This window comes from Herbiconiux sp. SALV-R1 (genome assembly GCF_013113715.1).
Taxonomy (GTDB): domain Bacteria; phylum Actinomycetota; class Actinomycetes; order Actinomycetales; family Microbacteriaceae; genus Herbiconiux.
This window is the reverse complement of the sequence record NZ_CP053344.1, coordinates 155,638-174,893: the sequence shown is the minus strand read 5'-3', so window position 1 is coordinate 174,893 and position 19,256 is coordinate 155,638. Positions and strand designations below refer to the sequence as shown.

At 69.8% G+C, this 19,256-nt stretch carries 19 protein-coding genes and 1 tRNA gene; 7 read left to right on the top strand and 13 right to left on the bottom strand.

The genetic code is table 11. The features are described 5' to 3' along the window. The 6 genes from HL652_RS00905 to HL652_RS00880 all read right to left on the bottom strand — a co-directional run bounded on the left by HL652_RS00905 (position 1) and on the right by HL652_RS00880 (position 4,258). Positions 1 to 537, bottom strand: a complete 537-nt coding sequence (locus tag HL652_RS00905; RefSeq protein ID WP_171703561.1) for a nuclear transport factor 2 family protein — start codon at positions 535 to 537, stop codon at positions 1 to 3. 97 nt (positions 538 to 634) lie between these two features. Then, positions 635 to 1,414 carry an ATP-binding cassette domain-containing protein gene (locus tag HL652_RS00900; protein WP_171703560.1) on the bottom strand — a complete coding sequence of 260 codons (780 nt, stop codon included), beginning with the start codon at positions 1,412 to 1,414 and terminating at the stop codon, positions 635 to 637. Continuing rightward, the gene (locus tag HL652_RS00895) at positions 1,411 to 2,454 is read right to left on the bottom strand and encodes an ABC transporter permease (RefSeq protein WP_171703559.1); all 1,044 of its coding nucleotides are present in this window, start codon (positions 2,452 to 2,454) and stop codon (positions 1,411 to 1,413) included. Before HL652_RS00895 ends, HL652_RS00900 begins: the two co-directional genes overlap by 4 nt. 5 nt (positions 2,455 to 2,459) lie before the next feature. Continuing rightward, positions 2,460 to 3,425, bottom strand: a complete 966-nt coding sequence (locus HL652_RS00890) for a sugar ABC transporter substrate-binding protein (RefSeq protein WP_171703558.1) — start codon at positions 3,423 to 3,425, stop codon at positions 2,460 to 2,462. 110 nt (positions 3,426 to 3,535) lie between these two features. Next, complete coding sequence (locus HL652_RS00885; protein WP_216603959.1) at positions 3,536 to 3,928, bottom strand: nuclear transport factor 2 family protein; 393 nt, start codon at positions 3,926 to 3,928, stop codon at positions 3,536 to 3,538. 240 nt (positions 3,929 to 4,168) lie between these two features. After that, a tRNA-Ser gene (locus HL652_RS00880) sits at positions 4,169 to 4,258 on the bottom strand. 128 nt (positions 4,259 to 4,386) lie between these two features. Here HL652_RS00880 and HL652_RS00875 point away from each other — a divergent pair. Beyond that, a complete protein-coding gene (locus HL652_RS00875) occupies positions 4,387 to 5,034 on the top strand; it encodes a potassium channel family protein (RefSeq protein ID WP_171703556.1) in 648 nt (215 codons plus the stop codon). A gap of 133 nt (positions 5,035 to 5,167) precedes the next feature. Then, a complete protein-coding gene (locus tag HL652_RS00870; protein WP_253743556.1) occupies positions 5,168 to 6,112 on the top strand; it encodes a phosphodiesterase in 945 nt (314 codons plus the stop codon). Here the strand turns inward: HL652_RS00870 and HL652_RS00865 are convergent. Both HL652_RS00865 and HL652_RS00860 read right to left on the bottom strand, forming a co-directional pair. Beyond that, complete coding sequence (locus HL652_RS00865) at positions 6,048 to 7,667, bottom strand: stealth conserved region 3 domain-containing protein (protein WP_371743537.1); 1,620 nt, start codon at positions 7,665 to 7,667, stop codon at positions 6,048 to 6,050. The genes HL652_RS00870 and HL652_RS00865 overlap by 65 nt on opposite strands. Before the next feature lie 106 nt (positions 7,668 to 7,773). After that, positions 7,774 to 8,577, bottom strand: coding sequence for a hypothetical protein (locus tag HL652_RS00860; protein WP_171703554.1), 804 nt, complete (start codon positions 8,575 to 8,577; stop codon positions 7,774 to 7,776). A 143-nt stretch (positions 8,578 to 8,720) separates the two neighbouring features. Here HL652_RS00860 and HL652_RS00855 point away from each other — a divergent pair, with 143 nt between their 5' ends. From HL652_RS00855 to HL652_RS00845, 3 genes are read left to right on the top strand one after another with little or no spacing between them, the layout of a single operon-like run. After that, positions 8,721 to 9,491, top strand: coding sequence for a hypothetical protein (locus HL652_RS00855; protein WP_171703553.1), 771 nt, complete (start codon positions 8,721 to 8,723; stop codon positions 9,489 to 9,491). A gap of 43 nt (positions 9,492 to 9,534) precedes the next feature. Then, complete coding sequence (locus HL652_RS00850; protein ID WP_171703552.1) at positions 9,535 to 11,211, top strand: sensor histidine kinase; 1,677 nt, start codon at positions 9,535 to 9,537, stop codon at positions 11,209 to 11,211. Then, positions 11,208 to 11,846: a response regulator gene (locus tag HL652_RS00845; RefSeq protein ID WP_171703551.1), complete on the top strand. Its 639-nt coding sequence runs from the start codon at positions 11,208 to 11,210 to the stop codon at positions 11,844 to 11,846. Before HL652_RS00850 ends, HL652_RS00845 begins: the two co-directional genes overlap by 4 nt. A 32-nt stretch (positions 11,847 to 11,878) precedes the next feature. On the opposite strand, the gene HL652_RS00840 is transcribed toward HL652_RS00845, so the two are convergent. Further along, positions 11,879 to 12,280: a VOC family protein gene (locus HL652_RS00840; protein WP_171703550.1), complete on the bottom strand. Its 402-nt coding sequence runs from the start codon at positions 12,278 to 12,280 to the stop codon at positions 11,879 to 11,881. 51 nt (positions 12,281 to 12,331) lie between these two features. Here HL652_RS00840 and radA point away from each other — a divergent pair, with 51 nt between their 5' ends. Next, positions 12,332 to 13,654, top strand: a complete 1,323-nt coding sequence (gene radA, locus HL652_RS00835; RefSeq protein WP_171703549.1) for a DNA repair protein RadA — start codon at positions 12,332 to 12,334, stop codon at positions 13,652 to 13,654. Between the two features lie 109 nt (positions 13,655 to 13,763). Here radA and HL652_RS00830 read toward each other — a convergent pair whose 3' ends face one another. Then, positions 13,764 to 15,341 (bottom strand): carboxylesterase/lipase family protein, encoded by a 1,578-nt coding sequence (locus tag HL652_RS00830; RefSeq protein ID WP_171703548.1) that lies wholly within the window; start codon positions 15,339 to 15,341, stop codon positions 13,764 to 13,766. Positions 15,342 to 15,910: 569 nt separating this feature from the next. On the opposite strand from HL652_RS00830, the gene HL652_RS00825 reads away from it, so the two are divergent. Continuing rightward, a complete protein-coding gene (locus HL652_RS00825) occupies positions 15,911 to 16,330 on the top strand; it encodes a hypothetical protein (RefSeq protein ID WP_171703547.1) in 420 nt (139 codons plus the stop codon). Positions 16,331 to 16,335: 5 nt separating this feature from the next. On the opposite strand, the gene HL652_RS00820 is transcribed toward HL652_RS00825, so the two are convergent. The 3 genes from HL652_RS00820 to exaC form a co-directional block, all read right to left on the bottom strand. Continuing rightward, on the bottom strand, positions 16,336 to 17,040 hold the full coding sequence (locus tag HL652_RS00820; RefSeq protein WP_171703546.1) for a hypothetical protein: 705 nt from the start codon (positions 17,038 to 17,040) through the stop codon (positions 16,336 to 16,338). Positions 17,041 to 17,152: 112 nt separating this feature from the next. Continuing rightward, positions 17,153 to 17,590, bottom strand: coding sequence for a DUF779 domain-containing protein (locus HL652_RS00815; protein ID WP_171703545.1), 438 nt, complete (start codon positions 17,588 to 17,590; stop codon positions 17,153 to 17,155). After that, a complete protein-coding gene (gene exaC / locus HL652_RS00810; protein WP_171703544.1) occupies positions 17,590 to 19,170 on the bottom strand; it encodes an acetaldehyde dehydrogenase ExaC in 1,581 nt (526 codons plus the stop codon). The genes HL652_RS00815 and exaC overlap by 1 nt, the downstream gene beginning before the upstream one ends. Positions 19,171 to 19,256: the final 86 nt, after the last annotated feature.

Here is a 19,256-nt window from a genome sequence, read left to right as displayed (position 1 = left end):
TCACTTCTGCTCGCCGGTGAAGACGTGCTTGTCGATGGTGTGGTCCATCGGCAGCACCTCGACGTCGCCCGTGGGCTTCTCGCCGACCCACGGGATATGGTCTGCGGTGACGAAGGGCACGGGGTGCACCTCCTTGAAGTACCAGCGCCCGTCGATCTTCGTCAGCAGGTTGTCCCAGTACCCGATGCCGAACACGAAGGTGTTCATGTAGTCGACGGCGTACTGGGGGATGTGGAAGAACGCCTTCGCCCGCACGTCGTCTCCCTCGGGGGTGAGGATGAGGTGGCTCAGCAGGTGCAGGCGGCCGAAGAACGCGTTCTTGCGCCCGTACCAGAGGTGGTAGACCTCGTTCGCGATGGCTTCGTGCCCCACTCTGCGCTCACCGCCGACCGACGACAGCCATCCGTCGTCGGTGAAGCAGGCGAGGAAGTTCTCGGTGTCGCCGGTGTCGAGGGCCCACGCGTAGCGGGCGAACAGCTCCTGGATCTTGAGTCGGTCTTCCACCGAGATGGAGTCGTAGTAGACGGGATCTGACATGGTGTGTTCTCCTCATCGAAAGGCGGGCGGGCCCGCCGTATATGTACTGTACTGAACTGGACTATTGTCGGCTGGAGGGGTCACGAGCGCGTCCGTCTCACAACCGCGCACCGAAGCCCTCCTGCACCCCGGCGCCCGTGATCCACGAGACGATCTGGTCTTTGTCGGTCTCAGCCGTCGCGATATCTGCGACCTTGCGCCCGCGGTTGAGCACGACGGTGCGGTGCGCCACCGCCTGAGCGAACGGCAGGTTGTGGGTGACGACGACGATCGCGGTCCCCCGCGCCGACAGGCGGACGACGAGCTCTTCGACGAGTTCCGTCTGCTCGTGCCCCAGCGCGGCGGTCGGCTCGTCCATCAGCAGCACCCCGCCGTCTCCGAGGCGGGCGGCGGCGCGAGCGATCGCGACGACCTGTCGCTGCCCGCCCGACAGCATCTCCACGGGCCTGGTCACGGGAGCCGTGCGCACCCCGAGCGCGTCGAGCTCGGACTGCGACTCGGTGCGCATCGCCCGCCGGTCGATGAATCCGAGCCAGCCGAGCACCCCGCGCCGCAGGGGCTCGCGGCCGAGCGAGAGGTTGGTCGCGATGTCCATCGCGTCGACGAGCGCGAGATCTTGATAGACCATCTGCACGCCGGCGTCACCGGCGTCGCGCGGTGCCCGGAAGGCGCGCTCTATGCCGTTCACCCGGATCGTTCCCGTGGTGGGGCGATGCGCGCCCGACATCACCTTGAGCAGGGTGGACTTGCCGGCGCCGTTGTCGCCGAGCAGGGCCACCACCTCCCCGGGTGCCACACGCAGGCTGACACCGTCGAGAGCGCGGAGGAACCCGTAGTGCACGCAGATGTCGTCGAGTTCGAACGCCGGCCCGGTCATGATGGCCTCCGCTTTCCTGCCATGCCGCCGTTCGACAGCAGCAATCGAGAGATCGACTCGCCGGTTCCCTTGTTGAGGGCGAGTGCGCCGATGAGGAGCACCCCGGTCGCGATCGTCGCCCAGAAGGTCGGCACGCCGGAGATGAGAAGGCCCGCGCTGATGGTGGCGAGCACGACGGTGCCGAGGAAGACCTTCGGCAGGCTCCCCCGCCCGCCGACGAAGGGGACGCCCGCGAGGGCCACGGCCGTGAGGGCGGTGAAGATCACACCGGTGCTCGCCGCCGGTTGCGCGATCGAGATGTACGCGGTGTTGACGATCCCGCCGATGGCGGCGCACACGGCCGAGATCACGAAGCCGAGCACGCGGTAGAACTCCGTGCGGATGCCGACCCGGCGTGCCCCCTCGGCATTGCCGCCGACGGCGAGGAGCCTGGTGCCCACCCGGGTGAACTTCAGCATGACGGTGAGGACGACGAACAGCACGACCGAAATGTAGACCGGCGCGGGGATCTCGAGGTACCGCTCGGTGCCGAGGAAGGCGAGTGAGGTCATGCCGGTGATGTCGTAGCCGCCCGCGAGGAGGAGGGCCGTGCCGCTCAGCACGCTGAGCATGCCGATGGTGACGATCAGGGGATCGAAGCCCCGGATGGCGATGAGGCCGTTGACCACGCCGACGACGGCGCCGATGACGAGACCGACGACCAGGGCGAGCCACACCGGCGCGCCCGCCTTGATGAGGAGAGCGACACTCACGCCGACGACGGCCGCCGTGCCGGGAACCGAGAGGTCGAGCACCCCGGTCATCACACCGATGCCGAGGCCGGCGGCGAAGATGGAGGTGATCGCTGCGGCATTGAGCACGTTGACTCCGGTGCCGAGGGTGAAGAAGTGCGGCGCCCCCGTGATGGCGAAGATGACGATGAGCAGGAGCCAGAGCACGAGGAGCCCCTGTTCCCTGACGAAGATCAGAGCCGCCACCCGAGGGGGAAGCCGGAGAGCGGCTCCCCCCTCGTGCACCGTTCGTTGCGCAATGATCGACATGTCGACTACTTCGTGATGGTGAAGGGGATGTCGAGGAGGTCGCCCTCGGCCTTCGGGTCGGCGATGATCTTCTGCAGCGCCGCCCATCCCTCGGGCACGGCACCCACGAAGTCCCACGCGACGATCGTCGTGATGTCGCCGGCCTTCTGAGCGGCGAGCGCGTCGGGCCCACCGCCGCCGAGGATGACACAGTCTGCGGTCGCGCCCGCCGTCTTGTAGGCGTTGACCGCTCCGAGTGCCCCCTCGTCGAGCAACGAGATGACGACGTTCGCGTCGGGGTTGGCGCCGAGCAGCTGCTGCGTCTGCGTCTGTGCCGCTGCGACGTCGGCCACCTGGGCCTCCGCGACGATGTCGACCGAGTCGCCGATAGCGTCGAGAGCGGCGGCCTTGGTGTCTCCGGTACCCGGGAGGGTGTCGGGACCGGTGAGGAGGATCGCCTTCGCATCCTTCAGACCTTTGTCGTCGATGCAGCTGGTCACCTCCTTGCCGAGGGCTTCGCCGAACGATGCGAAGTTGGGGCCCTGGAAGACCACACCGGGCTGTGCACCGTCGAGGCCCACATCCGTCGGCGTCGTCTGCACCAGGATCGGCACGCCCTTCTCCTGAGCGTGCTCGATGAGCGGCGCCGTGGCCGGGCCGGCGACCGGCACGACCCAGGCCGCCTGCACGCTGCCGTTGTCGATGGCCTGGGTGACCTGCTGGATCTGCGTGGTCGGATCGAAGGCGCCGTCGATCTGGTTGAAACCCAAGCCGTCGTCTGTGGCGAGGGACTTGACGGCGTCGCCCACCTGCACGAGAACGGGGATCTGCACGCTCGTCGGCGAGTACGCCAGCGTGCCGGTGGCGCCCGCCGCCGATCCGTCATCTGCCGACGACGTCGACGACGGCTCGGAGGAGGAGCAGCCGGCGAGCACGAAAAGCATCGCGGCGCCGCTCATCGCGACGGCGGCGAGTCGGGTCGAGTTCTTCATTGAATCTCCTCAGTGGGCCACTGTGCCCGGTCACTGGTCATCTTCGACGACCAAACTGTACTGAACTGTACTGGACGAGCCAGCTGATCACAAGACCCCTCGAGGGCCAGTCAGTGGCCCGTGCCGGGCGTCTTGGTCACGGCATCCCAATGCTCCGCCAGGCGGCCGTCTTCCACGCGCCACATGTCGAACCAATAGGCGCGGTAAGTCTGCCCGGGGTTCTCGGGGTCGGGCAGGTCGCGCGAGATCATCATCACGACCTTGTCGCCCTCGGCGACGAGCACGGGCGGCTCGGGTGCCGGCCGCATGTTCTCCCGTGCCACGCGCGCCTCCTCGGTCTTCGTGAACGCGATGATGCCGTCGGCGCCCGACTCGATCTCGGGATTGTGCTGGATGTACTCGGGGGTGAGGTACTGGCGAGCCTGCTCCGACACCTCCGGGTCGATCAGCAGCTCCATCACTTTCAGGACGACAGCCTTGTTGGCTTCAGCACGGTCGGTCATTACAGGTCTCCTCATCGAGAGCGAACAAACTGTACTGAACTATACTGAACTCGTCGTACCGCGCTCAAGCGTCCTAACCCGATCAGCGAGTACGGCTGATCACTCGGCGCATTCGGGGCACCTGGAGGAAGCAGCTCAGGCTCGATCCGGCCGACGAGGCACCGGGGGGATGCCTGACGCGCAGGCGCAGCATCCGGGAATGACGAAAGCCCCGGATCACGGGGATCTCGGGGCTTTCTGTGGCGGTACCGGTGGGATTTGAACCCACGGTGGAGTCTCCCCCACACAACTTTTCGAGAGTTGCACCTTCGGCCGCTCGGACACGGTACCGGGGACGAGTGTACGCGAGCAGCCGCCGTCTCGCCAATCGAGCCGCCCGCGTGCCATCCTGGGGGCGGAGGGGCGAAGACGCCGGGGGCGAAGACGCTGGGGCGAAGACGCTGAGGGGCGGAGGCGACATGACGAACGACGAGCACCGGCGCACCACCTGGGAGACCGCCACCTCCGTGCCGCTCGTGGTGCTGTCGCTGGTGTTCATCGCCTGCTACTCGGTGCAGGTGATCGACACCGAGCTGCCCGGGGAGGCGCAGATCGCGCTCGGCGCCGTGATCGCCCTCATCTGGGCCACCTTCGCCGCCGACTACCTCGTGCGCCTCGGTCTCGCTCACGACAAGGGTCTCTACTTCCGCTCCACCCTGCTCGACCTGGTCTCGGTGCTGGTGCCGGTGTTCCGCCCCTTCCTCCTGCTCAACCGCCTGCGCGACATCCCGTTCTTCCGCCGTCGCAGCGGCTCGTCGGTGCGCATCCGTCTCCTCATCCACGCCGCCCTGTTCGTGGTGCTGTTCGTCTACTCGCTCGCCCTCGCCGTGCTCGCGGCGGAGCGCGGCGCCCCCGGGGCGAGCATCCTGTCGTTCGGCGACTCCATCTGGTGGGCCTGCGTCACCATGACGACAGTCGGGTACGGCGACATGGTGCCCGTCACCGTGCTCGGCCGCACCCTCGCCGTCGTGCTCATGTTCGGCGGCGTGGCGATCGTGGGCGTGGCGACGGCCACCATCGTGTCGTACCTCACCGAGTCGATCGGGCGCCAACGTCACGATCGGTGAACAGTCGCCGAACGCCTCGCGACTCGCGGGCCGATGTTCGCTTCCCGTTCAGATTCGCGTGCTTGAGTCGTGTGCAGCACCACGGATGGGCCGCCAACCCCGGAGGCCCGCACCTCACCCGAATGGAAGTCCTGTGACTCACCGAACGGCCGAGTACCCGAGGCCGAACCACTTCCTGCTCCACATCAGCGACACCCATCTGCTCGCCGCCGGCGGCCGCCTCTACGGCACGGTCGACAGCGAGGGCCTCCTGCGCGAGCTCTTCGACGAGCTGGAGGCCTCGGGCAGCCGGCCGGAGGCCATCGTCTTCACCGGCGATCTCGCCGACAAGGGCGAACCGGATGCGTACGCCCGGCTCCGCGCGATCGTCGAGCCCGCCGCGGCACGGCTCGGCGCCGAGGTGATCTGGGTGATGGGCAACCACGACGACCGCGCGGCCTTCCGCGCCGGACTCTTCGGCGAAGTGCCCTCCGACCGTGCCGTCGACCGGGTCTACGACGTCAACGGTCTGCGCGTGATCACCCTCGACTCCACGGTTCCCGGCCACCACTACGGCGAGGTCACCGGCGACCAGCTCGACTGGCTGGCCGAGGAGCTCGCGATGCCGGCGCCGCACGGCACCATCCTCGCCCTGCACCACCCGCCCGTGCCGAGCGTGCTCGACCTCGCAGTCTCGGTCGAGCTCCGCGACCAGCGCGGCCTCGCCGAGGTGCTCGAGGGCACCGACGTGCGCTCCATCATCGCCGGGCACCTGCACTACTCCACCACGGCGACCTTCGCGGGCATCCCCGTCTCGGTCGCCTCGGCCACCTGCTACACGCAAGACCTCAACGTGGAGTTCGGCGGCACCAGGGGCCGCGCGGGCGCACAGGCGTTCAACCTCGTGCACGTCTATGAGCACACCGTGCTGCACTCGGTGGTGCCGGTGGGCGACTACCCGGCGCTCGACTTCATCACCGCAGAGGAGACGAAGCGGCGCCTCGCCGCCGACGGCATCGAGATCGCGGCCGCGGTCAGCCCGCGGGTAGCACCCGAGCCGCCGATGACGATGCCGATCCTCCTGCCGTCGCCGGTGTGACCGGCTTCTCCCACGGCGCGGGGAACGGGAAGTAGCGCTCGAGGAACGAGATCACCGCGGTGGTGCGCTCCTCGACGCCGATCTCGGGCTTCGAGCCGTCGTTCAGGCAGAACATGTCCATGGAGCGCTTCTTGAGCAGCGCATCCATCTCTTTCAGCGCCGACTTCAGCGTGGTCTCGATGTACTTCACCTTCGCCTGCGTCTGCACCACGGCACGCCCGGTCATGAGCGCGTAGTAGTGGTAGAACGAGTTCGTCACCGAGATGTCGGTGGCCGAGCGGAACGGGCTCGCCGTGGTGCGCGCGAAGGCGTCGGCGAACTCGCTCTCCATCTCGAACAGCACGCTCTTGCGCAACGGCGCCGCGCAGTGCTCGAGGTGGCGGGTGGTGACCCGGCCGAAACGCTGCTGCAGCAGCTCCCGGTTCACCCGGGCGGCGTTCTCGAAGCCGCTGCGGTGCACGGCGTTCGAGCCGAGACCGATGCGGGTGTTCGCCTCGACGAACTTCGTGATGCCTCCGGGCGAGAAGAACAGGTCGGGATGCACGGGCCGGCCGAAGAACATGTCGTCGTTGGAGTAGAGGAAGTGCTCCGACAGCCCCGGGATGTGGTGCAGCTGCGCCTCGACGGCGTGCGAGTTGTGCGTCGGCAGGTCGGCGAGGTTCGTGAAGAACTCCTCGCTCGGCATGATGGTGACCCGCGGGTCGTCGGCGAGCCACTCGGGCTTCGGGGAGTCGGTGGCGATGAAGATGCGGCGCACCCAGGGGGCGAAGAGGTAGACGCTGCGGAGCGCGTACTTCAGCTCGTCGATCTGACGGTAGCGGGCCTCGGAGTCGTCGCCGTCGCCCACCACGTAGTTCGCCATGCGCTTGGCGCGGGCGCGCTGGAACTCGATGGCGGTGCCGTCGACCCAGGAGAACACCATGTCGATCTCGAAGCCGACGTCGCTCGCGAGGGTGCTGAACATGCCCTCGATGGTGCGCCAGCTGCGGCCGTAGAGCTCGACGCTCGTCTCCACGAGCTCGTCGGCGGGGATGCGGCGGCGCGTGAGCGAGTTCTCGACGGGAGCCTCGACCTCGTCGCCGTCGCGCTGCCAGAACTCCAGCTGCACCGCCGACTCGGCGCCGTAGCGCAGCCGGCCGATCGGCTCGATACGGGGCCGGAACAGGCGCATCACGCGGGCCTTCGGGTCGCGCGCGAGCGCTCCGTCGGCGACCAGCAGAGCGGATGCTCGCGGGGCCTTCGAATAGAACGGCTCGCTCGAGAGCGCGGCCACCAGCGCGGCCTTCGCCTTCTTGCGGGCCGCCCAGTCGACGGCGAGCACGGGGCGCTCGTCGTTGCCGCGCACCAGGAGGAACTCCACACCGGCGCCGTCGAGCGCGTCGGCGATGTAGAGGAGGTCTTCGATCATCGACTCGCGCGGGGTGGCGTGACCGTTGAGCAGGGTGAACTGCCCCTTGCGCAGCACGATGTCGTCGCGGTCGAGCGCGATGGGGTGGGTGGAGGCGACCCTCAGAACCGATTCGAGATGGGGGGCGCCGGATACGTCGCGAGTCACAGTCGCCTCCTTTGAACGGTGCTGTCGGGGTGTGGTGCGGTGGTCTCCTGCCCTCGTCGCCAGTCTTTCTATTTTACTCCCCGCCCGAGCCTCCGGCTGCACGCCGTCACTTCGAGGGAGGCACCACCTCGACGTCGACGTCGATGCCCGCGTGCGGGTGCCCGTCGAGCCACCGCTCCAGCTCGTCGGCGGCCGCCTGGTCGACGACGTCGAGCTCGAGGGTCTGGCCCGAGTACTCGTTCGCCCGCGCGGCTGCGCCGACGAGGGCGACCACACCGTCGAGCTGCTCCCACAGCGCGACCGCGTCGTCGACGGGTTCGACGAAGGTGCGTTCCACCGAGAACCAGCGGTCGTCGGTGTAGGCGCCGAAGGTGAGGTTCGACTGCACCCCGCCTGCCGTCTCGGCGACCCCCACCATGCGGTCGACGGCGTCGAGCAGGCCGGATGCGCCGCCCGCGGCGTCGAGGTCGCCCCTCGTGACGTCGTAGATCGAAAAGCCTTCCGACCCCCGCGCCTGCACGGCGGTGGAGCGCGGGTCGCGCCACATCTCGGCGAACACGGCGAAGGTGGCGTCGCCGCCGAGGTCGGAGAACTCGTCGCCGCTGCCGAGATCGAAGCCGACGTCGATGTCGTTCCAGGGCGAGTCGTTCAGGTTCGACACGACGGTGCGCCTCAGCACGTCGAGCTGCGGCTCGGTGATCTCGGGGTCGACCTCCACCCTCACCGTGAGCACGAGACCGTACTGGCCGGCCGCGCCGCCCGTCGCCGAGACGACGTGGGGCAGCGCTCGGAGGCCGGCCACGATCTCGGCGGCACGGGCGTCTGTGCGCGCGTCGACGCATCCGCTCAGCGTCATCGCCACGAGGATCGCGACGAGGGCGGCAGCGGCCCGGAGCGGACGGACGAGCACTCTTCCTCCTGATGAGTTTTGCTCATTCTACAGCCATGTCGGGACCAAAGACCCTGGCGGCGGGAAGACAGCCGCGTGTTAGCCTGGCCTAAGTAGGGCGCGGGTGAATGAGCGCGCCGGCGACTGAAGGAGCGCATTTCCCGATGAGCTACATCCGTTCGAAAGCGTTCGAGGAGACCGGGTACGTCGTACTCGACTCCTACGACCAGGCCGCCGACCCCAAGGAGTGGCTCGACCTGGAGTACGTCGACTGGAAGTCGTCGGGCGACACCCGCTTCGCCCCGCTGGCCAGCGCCTTCGGCGAGATGGAGTGCAACGGGTTCTGGAACCACACTCCCCCGCGCACCGACAAGGACGGGGTCTGGGTGGCGGCGAACGTCGAGAAGGCCCCCATCCTCAAGGCCCGCGCCGAGGAGGCCGGCGCGAACATCGGCCGCTGCCGGGTGATCGAACTGCAGCCGAACGACTACGCCGAGGCGCTGTACAACCTCCACCAAGACGACAACAACCGCCTGAACCCCGACGGCACGGGTTGGATCGTGCGGGCGTTCTTCAACCTCTCCGACGACGCCGAGTCGTTCCTCATCCTGCGCGAAGACCGCTTCGACCCCGACACCGAGGTGCGCATCTCCCTCCCCGCGGGGCGGCAGGTGGTCGTCGACACGCAGCGCTTCTGGCACGCCGTGTGGCAGAAGGGCCCCGAGCCGCGCTACTGCCTCATCACCTCCTGGGAGTCGGGCCCCGAGCTCGACGCCTACATCGAGGCCAAGCACGGCGACCCGCACTTCCCCACCGCGCCGCTCGACCCGCAGTTCGTCGCCGACGCCCAGGCCGAGGTGCGGCGCCGCCTCGCCGAGCGGGCCGCCATCCTCGCGGCCAAGGGCAAGGGCGCGCAGATCGACGACGAGGACTGAGCAGGCCGTGCCTCCCGCAGAGTCCGGCGGCGGAGGAGGCGCGGTGACCGAGCAGCGGCTGCGCGCCCTGCTGCACGCCACCCAGGTCGTGGCCGGCCAGCTCGAGCTGCCCGTGGTGCTGCAGCGCATCGCCGAGACGGCGGTGCAGCTGGTCGACGCCGAGCACGGAGCGATCGGTGTGATCTCGCCCGAGGGCGGGCTCGAGCAGTTCATCACCGTCGGCATCGACGAGGCCACCCGCGCGGCGATCGGGCACCCGCCCACCGGTCGCGGCCTCCTCGGCGCGCTCATCGACGACCCGCGGGCGGTCAGACTCGCCCGACTCTCCGACGACCCGCGCTCCTCGGGTTTCCCGCCCGGGCATCCGCCGATGGGGAGCTTCCTCGGCGTTCCCATCCGGGTGGGCGACGCGGTGTTCGGCAATCTGTACCTCACCGACCGGCGAGGCGGCCGGTTCTCGGCCGAAGACGAAGACCTCGTCGAGGCTCTCGCCGCCACCGCGGGAACCGCGATCGAGAACGCCCGGCTGTTCGAGTCGGCCCGGCGGCGCGAGCAGTGGACGGCGGCCTCCGCCGAGGTGTCGGAGACCATCCTCGCCGCGGGCAGGGAGCCCGGGGTGTCGATGCTGGAGGGTCACGTGGCGCGGCTGGCGCGGGCCTCGGTCGTGAAGCTCGTGACTCGCGACGGCGACGGCGACGGCGACAGCAACGGCGACGGCGGCAGCGGGATGCGCGGCGGGGCTGCCGACGACGTGCTCGCCACAGGTGCGCCGCAGCAGCTGGTGCGGGAGGGTCGTTCGGTGCTCGCCCTGCCGCTCAGCGCATCCGGAAGCACCTGGGGTGCGCTCGTCATCGAGCGCGACGCCGCGCTGCCCCGGTTCTCGCCCGAGGAGGTGGAGGTGGCCGCCGATCTGGTGGCCCGCGCGGCGGTCGCCTTCGAGCTGTCGGACGCCCGCGAAGACCACCACCGGGTCGAGCTGCTCGAAGACCGCGGGCGCATCTCGCGTGACCTGCACGACCACGTGGTGCAGCAGCTGTTCGGCACGGGCCTGCAGCTGCAGAGCCTGGTGCGCCGGCTCGGCCGCGGCGAGGGCTCCGACACGGAGGCGACCGCCGACGCGGTGTCGGATGCGGTGAGCCGCATCGACGAGAGCATCGCGCAGATCCGCACGGTGATCTTCGCGCTCGACCCGGGCGACGACGGGGAGGCGCCCAGCGCGCGACGGCGGCTGCTCGACCTCGTCGACGAGGCGGCGGCGCCCCTCGTGCGCCGGCCCGCCGTGAGCTTCTCGGGCCCGGTCGACCTCGTGGTGACGGGGTCGCTCGTCGACGACGTCATCGCCGTGGTGCGCGAGGCGCTCACGAACGTGGTGCGGCACGCGGAGGCGACCCGCGTCTCGCTCGGCGTCGCGGCAGCCGACGGTGCCGTGACCGTGGTGGTGCGCGACGACGGCATCGGCATCCCCGACGACGGGCGCCGCAGCGGCCTGCGCAACCTGCGCGAACGGGCGCGGGCGCGGGGCGGGTCGCTCGTCGTGGACTCGTCGCCCGGGTCGACCGTGGTGCGGTGGAGCGTGCCGTACCCGGAGGAGGCGGGCGGGGCGCAGCCCGGCACGGGTGGGGCGCAGCCCGGCGCGGGCGGGGCGCAGGCCGGCACGGCGCAGCCCGCCGCGGCGCAGCCGGGCGCGGGCCGCGCGAGCGCCGGGGAGGAGCCGCGATGACCACCGTCTTCCTGGTCGACGACCACGAGATCGTGCGGCGCGGGGTGGCGGAGCTGCTGCGCTCCGAGCCCGGCATCGAGGTGGTCGGCGAGGCCGCCAGCATCTCGGAGGCGCTCGCCCGCATCGGGGCGACCGTCCCCGACGTGGCGCTGCTCGACGTGCGGCTGCCTGACGGCAGCGGCATCGACCTCTGCCGCCAGGTGCTGTCGCTGCACCCGAGCGTGCGCTGCCTCATGCTCACCGCCTACGACGACGACGACGCGCTGTTCTCGGCCGTGTTGGCCGGAGCATCCGGGTACGTGCTGAAAGACGTGCGCGGCACCAGGCTCACCGACGCGGTGAAGGCCGTGGCGGCGGGGCGCACGCTCACCGACCCCGCGCTGGCCGGCCGGGTGGCCGAGCGGATGCGCGCCCCCGAACCGCAGAACGACCCCCGGTTCGCCTCACTGAGCGGGCGGGAGCGGCAGATTCTCGCGCTCATCGCCGACGGGCTCACCAACCGCCAGATCGGCGAGCAGCTGACGCTCGCCGAGAAGACGGTGAAGAACTACGTGTCGTCGCTCCTGGCGAAGCTGGGTCTCGAGCGGCGCACGCAGGCGGCGGTGTTCGAGCTCGAGCACCGCCGGCCGCTCTGAGCGGGACGGGCGAGGGCGCGGCGCCGCGCGGCCTACTCGACGTAACCCGGGTCCATCCAGAGGAAGTCCCAGTGGTGGCCGTCGAGGTCTTCGACGGCGCGGCTGTACATGAAGCCGTAGTCCTGCGGCTCCTTCGGCTCGGTGCCGCCCGCGGCGAGCGCCTTCTCGAGCATGGCGTCGACCGCCTCGCGGCTCTCCAGCCCGACGGCATTCTGCACCTCGGTGGTGGTGCGCGCATCCGCGATCTGCTTGGTGGTGAAGGTCGAGAAGTACGGATGCGTGAGCAGCATCACGTAGACGGTGTCGCTCATCACGACGCACGACGCGTTCTCGTCGGTGAACTGCGGGTTGATGGCGAAGCCGAGGGCCTCGTAGAACGCCTTCGAGGCGTCGAGGTCGGCGACGGGGAGGTTCACGAAGATGCTGAGGGCCATGCCACCAGCATCGCGGACCGCGATGTCGGACGCCAGCCCTAGTCTTTCTGCATGGCCACCAGATCTGCGACCGCGTACCGCTGCACCGAGTGCGGGTGGCAGACGGCGAAGTGGGTGGGGCGCTGCGGCGAGTGTCAGAGCTGGGGCACGGTGGTGTCGTCGGCCGAGAACGAGGGCATCACCAAGGCGGTGCGGGCGACGGTGCTCGACGCGGCGCGCATCGCGCGGCCGATCACCGAAATCTCCTCCGACATCGCCTCGCACTGGGCCACCGGCATCGGCGAGTTCGACCGGGTGCTCGGGGGCGGGTTGGTGCCGGGGGCGGCGATCCTGCTCTCGGGCGAGCCGGGTGTCGGCAAGTCGACGCTGCTGCTCGAGGTCGCGGCGAAGGCAGCCGAAGAGCACCTGCGGGTGCTGTACGTCTCGGCCGAGGAATCGGTGTCGCAGGTGAAGCTGCGCGCCGAGCGCACCCACTCCCTCTCCCCCACGCTCATGCTCGCCGCCGAGACCGACCTGTCGACGGTGCTCGGGCAGATCGACGCCGTGCAACCGCACCTCGTCATCGTCGACTCGGTGCAGACGGTGGCGAGCGCGTCGCTCGACAGTGCGGCGGGCAGCCCCACGCAGGTGCGGGAGGTGGCGTCGACGCTCATCCGGGTGGCGAAGGAGCGCTCGCTGCCGGTGCTGCTCGTCGGGCACGTCACGAAAGACGGGTCGATCGCGGGGCCGCGCGTGCTCGAGCACCTGGTCGACGTGGTGTGCCAGTTCGAGGGCGACCGGCAGACGGCGCTGCGCTTCGTGCGGGCGCTGAAGAACCGCTTCGGGCCCACCGACGAAGTCGGGTGCTTCGAGATGACCTCCGACGGCATCGCCGAGGTGCCCGACCCGAGCGGGCTCTTCCTCTCGCGGGGGTCGGATGCGGTGTCGGGCACCTGCGTCACCGTCGCGCTGGAGGGGCGGCGGGCTCTGCCCGTCGAGGTGCAGGCGCTCGTGGTGGCGACCTCGACGCCGAACCCGCGGCGGGTGACGAACGGGGTCGACGCGTCGCGGGTGGCGATGATCCTGGCGGTGCTCGAACGGCGGGCCCGGGTGAAGCTCGCGGAGCTCGATGTGTACGTGTCGACGGTGGGCGGGGTGCGGCTCACGGAGCCCGGGGCCGACCTCGCCATCGCGCTCGCACTGGCGTCGGCGGCGAGCGACAAGCCGTTGCCGCACGACCTCGCCGCCTTCGGCGAGATCAGCCTCGCCGGGGAGGTGCGACCGGTGTCGTCGTCGCGCATCCGAGCCGCCGAGGCGAAGCGCCTCGGCTTCACCCGCATCGTCGACGACGAGTCGCGGCAGCTCGTGAAGGCGCTGACGCGCGCCTTCACCTAGGCGCGGGTGCCCAAGCGGCACGTTCTTGCGGACAAAGTCCGTCGGAATGGACGTTTGGACGGACTTTGTCCGCAAGAACGCGAGATGGAAGGTGGGGGCCCTCCCCACCTCAGACGTGGGGGCGGAAGGCCTGCCAGGCGCGGCGGCGGGAGCCGCGAGGGTCGGACTCGATGCGGTCGGTGACGTCGATCACGAGGGTGCGGCGCTTCTTCTCGGTGTAGCGGGGCCAGAGGCGCTCGTCGACGGTGCCGTCGTGGGCGAAGGCGAGCCAGTGGGCGCGCATCCGTCGGCTGGTCTCCTTGAAGGCGCGGCGACCGCCGAGCGCGGTCATGGTGCGGCCGAACCAGCCGTCGAGGCGGTCGAAGATCGCGAACAGCTCGAGCCCATGCGTCGCGTCGAAGCCGGCGAGCCGCACCAGCCGCGGCGCGATGTCGAAGCGGTAGAAGTGCACGGGGGCGAAGCGCGAGTGCCGCTCCGCGACTTTCACCGTGGGGTACCAGAACGCGTAGTCGCCCCCGAAGTCGGCGGCCGCGCGCTTGGCCGGGAGGCCCGGGTACTCCGCCTTGATCGCCTTGCGCGCCCCCTTCTTGGTGCGGGCGAAGATGGCGCGGATGCGCTTCGGCGTCGTCGCGAGGATGTCGAGGCGCCCGGTGAACACCGACCCCTCCCGGTCGTTCGTGCCGATGATGAGCGGCACCCGGGCGGCCCGCCCCTCCTTGAACGCGTCCAGGGGGCGCTCGGGCAGAAGTTCTCCGTCGATGACGGGTGAGAGCACGATGGTGCCCGGATGCGCATCCGGGGTACGGAGGGTGAGCGCGGTCGCCGCCGCCACCAGTTCCGCGGCGTCGGCGTCGAGCAGCACCTGGCCGCCGAGGTCGTCGGAGGTCGAGTCGACGGCGTCGGTGTCGATCGACTCGAGCAGGAGCTCGAGGAACTCCTCGGCCCACACCGCGGTGACCTCGGGCGGGTAGACGGCGTTCGCGGGCGAGCTCTGCGCGATGGCCCGGGCGAACAGGCCGTGCGCGGAAGGGGTCGCCATGAGGGTGGTGACGGCGTTGGCCCCGGCCGACTCTCCGAAGAGCGTGACGTTCTCGGGGTCACCCCCGAACGCGGCGATGTTCGCGCGCACCCAGGCCAGTGCGGCGACCTGGTCGCGGAGACCCAGGTTCGACTCGATCGGTCGCTCGGGCGTGGAGTAGCGCGTGAGGTCGAGGTAGCCGAGCGCCCCGAGGCGGTAGTTGAAGCTCACATAGACGACTCCGCCCTCGCGCACGAGTGCCTCGCCGTTGTGCGGATGCTCGGCCGACGACCCGACGCTGTACGCACCGCCGTGGATGAACACCATCACCGGGAGTACCACGGCATCCGTCGCCGGGCGCAGCACGTTGATCGTGAGGCAGTCCTCCGACATCACCGTGCGGGCCGAGCTGCCGACGAAGTTGCCGTCGCGCGACTGCATCGCCACCGGCCCGAATTGCTGGGCGTCGCGCACTCCTTCCCACGGCCGAGCCGGGCGGGGTGCCCTCAACCGGAGATCGCCCACGGGCGCAGCCGCGTACGGGATGCCGCGCCACCAGCGGAGGCCCCGTCGTTCGGCTCCGCGCACAGTCCCGGATGCGGTGCGCACGACGAGCGGACGCGCATCGTCCCCGCCGGGGAGGGCGGTCTCGTCAGGTCTCGGGGGCACCCGGGCATGCTAGCGCTGCGAGATGAACCGTGCGGGTCACATGCCCCTCTCGGCACGATCTGACCCCACTACCCCCGGACTGGGGCTGGCTTTCATGCCTGAGAAGGTATTGAAAACCGCTCGCACTTTTCGGCGATCCATCGTACGGTCTATTACGTCCGACCCGATGACGTCTCACGGTCGCGATGGCCAGCCCTCATCTGAGGAGTCACCCAACTCCTGAGGACACCTGGTCTGCGGCTTCCCGCCAGAGCGACCCCAAACGCGGCTGGCGGGAAGTCCTCAGGGTGCCGTGAGGCGGTCGCCTCGCCCGCTGAGGGCGCTCGTCAGCGCCCGGTTGGGTGCTCGTCAGGCGGCGAGCAGGATGCCCGAGGGGTTCTCGACGGGTGTGCCGTCGGGTTCCGTCCCGGTCTCGGGGTCGATCTCGTCGGGGTCGGGCACCGTGGTGTCGGGGTCGGTCATGATGATCATCCTTCCGTCGTAGCTCTGCACGCTACGCCTGCCCGGCCGCGATCGGCGCCGGCTCGGGGGTGGTTCCCCTGCCGAGCTCCGGCGGCTACAGTGTGCGCATGGGGGAGACGACACGTCGTCAGGTGTTGCGCACTGCGGCCTGGTCGCTGCCGGTCGTGGCGGTAGCGATCGCGACGCCGGGTGCCGCAGCCAGCACGGTGAGCAGCTTCGAGTTCGAGATCCCCCCGGAGTGGCAGACCGTCATCACCCCTCGGGTCGCCAACACGGGGACCACGACGCTCACGATCACCGTGAGTGTCATCACGGACCTCCCGCCGCGGTTCTTCCGCATCGCGTTCGGCGACTGGACGGACCTGGGCGACAACGTCTACTCCAGGGCGTTCACGCCCGGCGAGGTCGGAATGGGCCCAGAGGTGACGAGCGTCCCGCCCCGCAACGGCACCTTCTACTCCATCATCTTCCTCGCCCAGTCTCCGGATCTCGACCCCATCGCCCGCTCCGTGCTCGTACCGCTCTGAGTTCCTCAGTTGAGGAGGAACTGCTGGGTGGTGGTGGAGGGGATGCCGGCGACGGAGACGGTGAGGTGGTAGGAGGCTCCGCCGGCCGGGACGGCGGGGCGGTCGGCGGAGGAGCAGGTGTCGGGGGTGGAGCGGGTGCGATCCCAGGTGAAGGGGGTCGACGAGACGGCGACGCCCGGGTCGAGGAGGGCCTCGGCGTCGACGGGGTCGGTCTGGCAGTCGGTCGAGGTCCAGTAGGTCTCGGTGCCGCTCGTGATCGTGTACACCTGCTGGGTCGTACCGGCGTTGATGGTGCAGGAGACGGGGCCGGTGTTCGTGATGGTGAACGAGATCTGCGGGTTCGCACCGGCGGCGTAGTTCGTGGCGTCGGTGACGGGGACGACGGTGATGTTCTCGGGCAGGCACGGGTCTCCGGCCACCGCGTTCGAGCCTGCCGCGGCCTGGTCGGCGCCCTCGAGCGAGCCCGCCGCCGGCGTCGCACCGGAATCGCCGGCCGCCCCGCCGTCGGGCGCGGGCGTGGTGGCCGCCGGATTCGGGGTGGCGCCTGAGCCTACGGGCGGGTTGCCCTCGGCACCGGCCCCTGCACCAGGCCGCACCACGATCAGCACGACGATCGCCACGATGGCCACCAGCACGAACAGCACGACCAGCCTTCGCCGCCAGTACACGCGCTTCGGCTGCGGGCCCACCGGATGCCTGATCGTCGACATGACCACAGGGTAACCAGCGGATGCGCGTCCGCCGCGCGCACCCGCCGTGAGTCGCGAGGCCCGACCCTGCGAATCCGCCGAATCGGGCCCCGCAGGGCTCACGTGAGCCGCCTCAGGCGGTGGAGGCGCGGGCGGTGGAGGCGGTAGGGGCCTCCGCGAGACCGAACGCCGCGAGCTCCGCGTCGTCGAGCATCCGCGACCGGATGAGGAAGCGCTTGCCCTCGGGCGCCTCGATCGAGAACCCGCTCCCCCGCCCGTCGACGAGGTCGATGGTGAGGTGCGTGTACTTCCAGTACTCGAACTGCGACCTCGACATGTACACCTCGACGGGGTGGATGCCGTCGACGTGAAGGGTGCCGAGCAGCACGTCGGAGGCACCGACCCGGAACATGCCCACGGGGTAGCACATGGGCGACGAGCCGTCGCAGCATCCGCCCGACTGGTGGAACATGAGCTGCCCGTGGGTGGCGGCGAGGTGCCTCAGCATCTCGGCCGCCGCATCCGTCACCTCCACCCGCGAGTAGCCGCCCGCAGCCGACCCCTCGGGCATCAGAAGAACCCCATGGGCCCGTCGGCGTACGACACCAGCAGGTTCTTCGTCTGCTGGTAGTGGTCGAGCATCATGCGGTGGTTCTCGCGCCCGATGCCCGACTGCTTGTAGCCGCCGAAGGCCGCGTGCGCCGGGTACTGGTGGTAGGTGTTCGACCACACCCGCCCGGCCTGGATGGCCCGGCCCGCCCGGTACAGCTGCGACCCCGACCGCGACCACACCCCGGCGCCGAGACCGTAGAGGGTGTCGTTCGCGATGGAGATGGCGTCGTCGTAGTCCTCGAAGCTCGTGAGCGCGAGCACCGGCCCGAAGATCTCCTCCTGGAAGATGCGCATGTCGTTGGTGCCCTCGAACACCGTCGGCTGCACGTAGAAGCCGCCCGACAGCTCGCCGCCGAGGTCGGCCCGCTCCCCGCCCGTGAGCAGCCGCGCACCGCCCTGCTTGCCGATGTCCATGTACGACAGGATCTTCTCGAGCTGGTCGTTCGAGGCCTGCGCCCCGATCATGGTGGAGGTGTCGAGCGGGTTGCCCTGCTTCACCTTCGCCACCCGGTCGAGCCCGTCGGCGACGAAGCCGTCGTAGATCGACCGCTGCACGAGCGCCCGCGAGGGGCAGGTGCAGACCTCGCCCTGGTTGAGGGCGAAGAAGGTGAAGCCCTCGAGCGCCTTGTCGTAGAACGAGTCCTTCTCGTCGGCGACGTCGGCGAAGAACACGTTGGGGCTCTTGCCGCCGAGCTCGAGGGTGACCGGGATGAGGTTCTCGCTCGCGTACTGCATGATGAGCCGCCCGGTGGTGGTCTCACCGGTGAACGCGATCTTGCGGATGTTGTTGTGCGACGCGAGGGGAGCACCGGCCTCGATGCCGAAGCCGTTGACGATGTTGAGCACACCGGCAGGCAGCAGGTCTTCGATGAGCTCGAGCAGCACGTGGATCGACGCCGGCGTCTGCTCGGCCGGCTTCAGCACCACGCAGTTGCCCGCGGCGAGCGCCGGCGCGAGCTTCCACACCGCCATGAGGATGGGGAAGTTCCACGGGATGATCTGCCCCACGACCCCCAGCGGCTCGTGGAAGTGGTACGCGATCGTGTCGTGGTCGAGCTCGGAGATGCCGCCCTCCTGGGCGCGGATGCAGCCGGCGAAATAGCGGAAGTGGTCGATGGCGAGCGGGATGTCGGCGGCGAGCGTCTCGCGCACCGGCTTGCCGTTCTCCCAGGTCTCGGCGACCGCCAACAGCTCGAGGTTCGCCTCCATGCGGTCGGCGATCTTGTTGAGGATGACGGCGCGCTCGGCGACGCTGGTCTTGCCCCAGCTCTCGAACGCCTTCCACCCCGCCTCGACCGCCTCGTCGACGTCGGCGGCGGTGCCGCGCGCGACCTCGGTGAAGACCTTGCCGGTGATGGGCGTGGGGTTCTGGAAGTACTGGCCGGAGGCCGGTGGCACGTAGCGCCCGCCGATGTAGTTGTCGTAGCGGGGTTTGAAGCTGACGACGGACCCCTCGGTGCCGGGGTTCGCGTAGACGGTCGAGCCGGCAGCCGCGGGGGCGGCCTCGGTCTGGGTCTCGGGACGATCGATGATGGTCATGAGTGCTCCTTGTCGACGACGGTGTCGGATGCGGTGACGCTACGCCGCAGAAGGTTGCACCTCGTTGCACGGCCGGGCGGGAACGG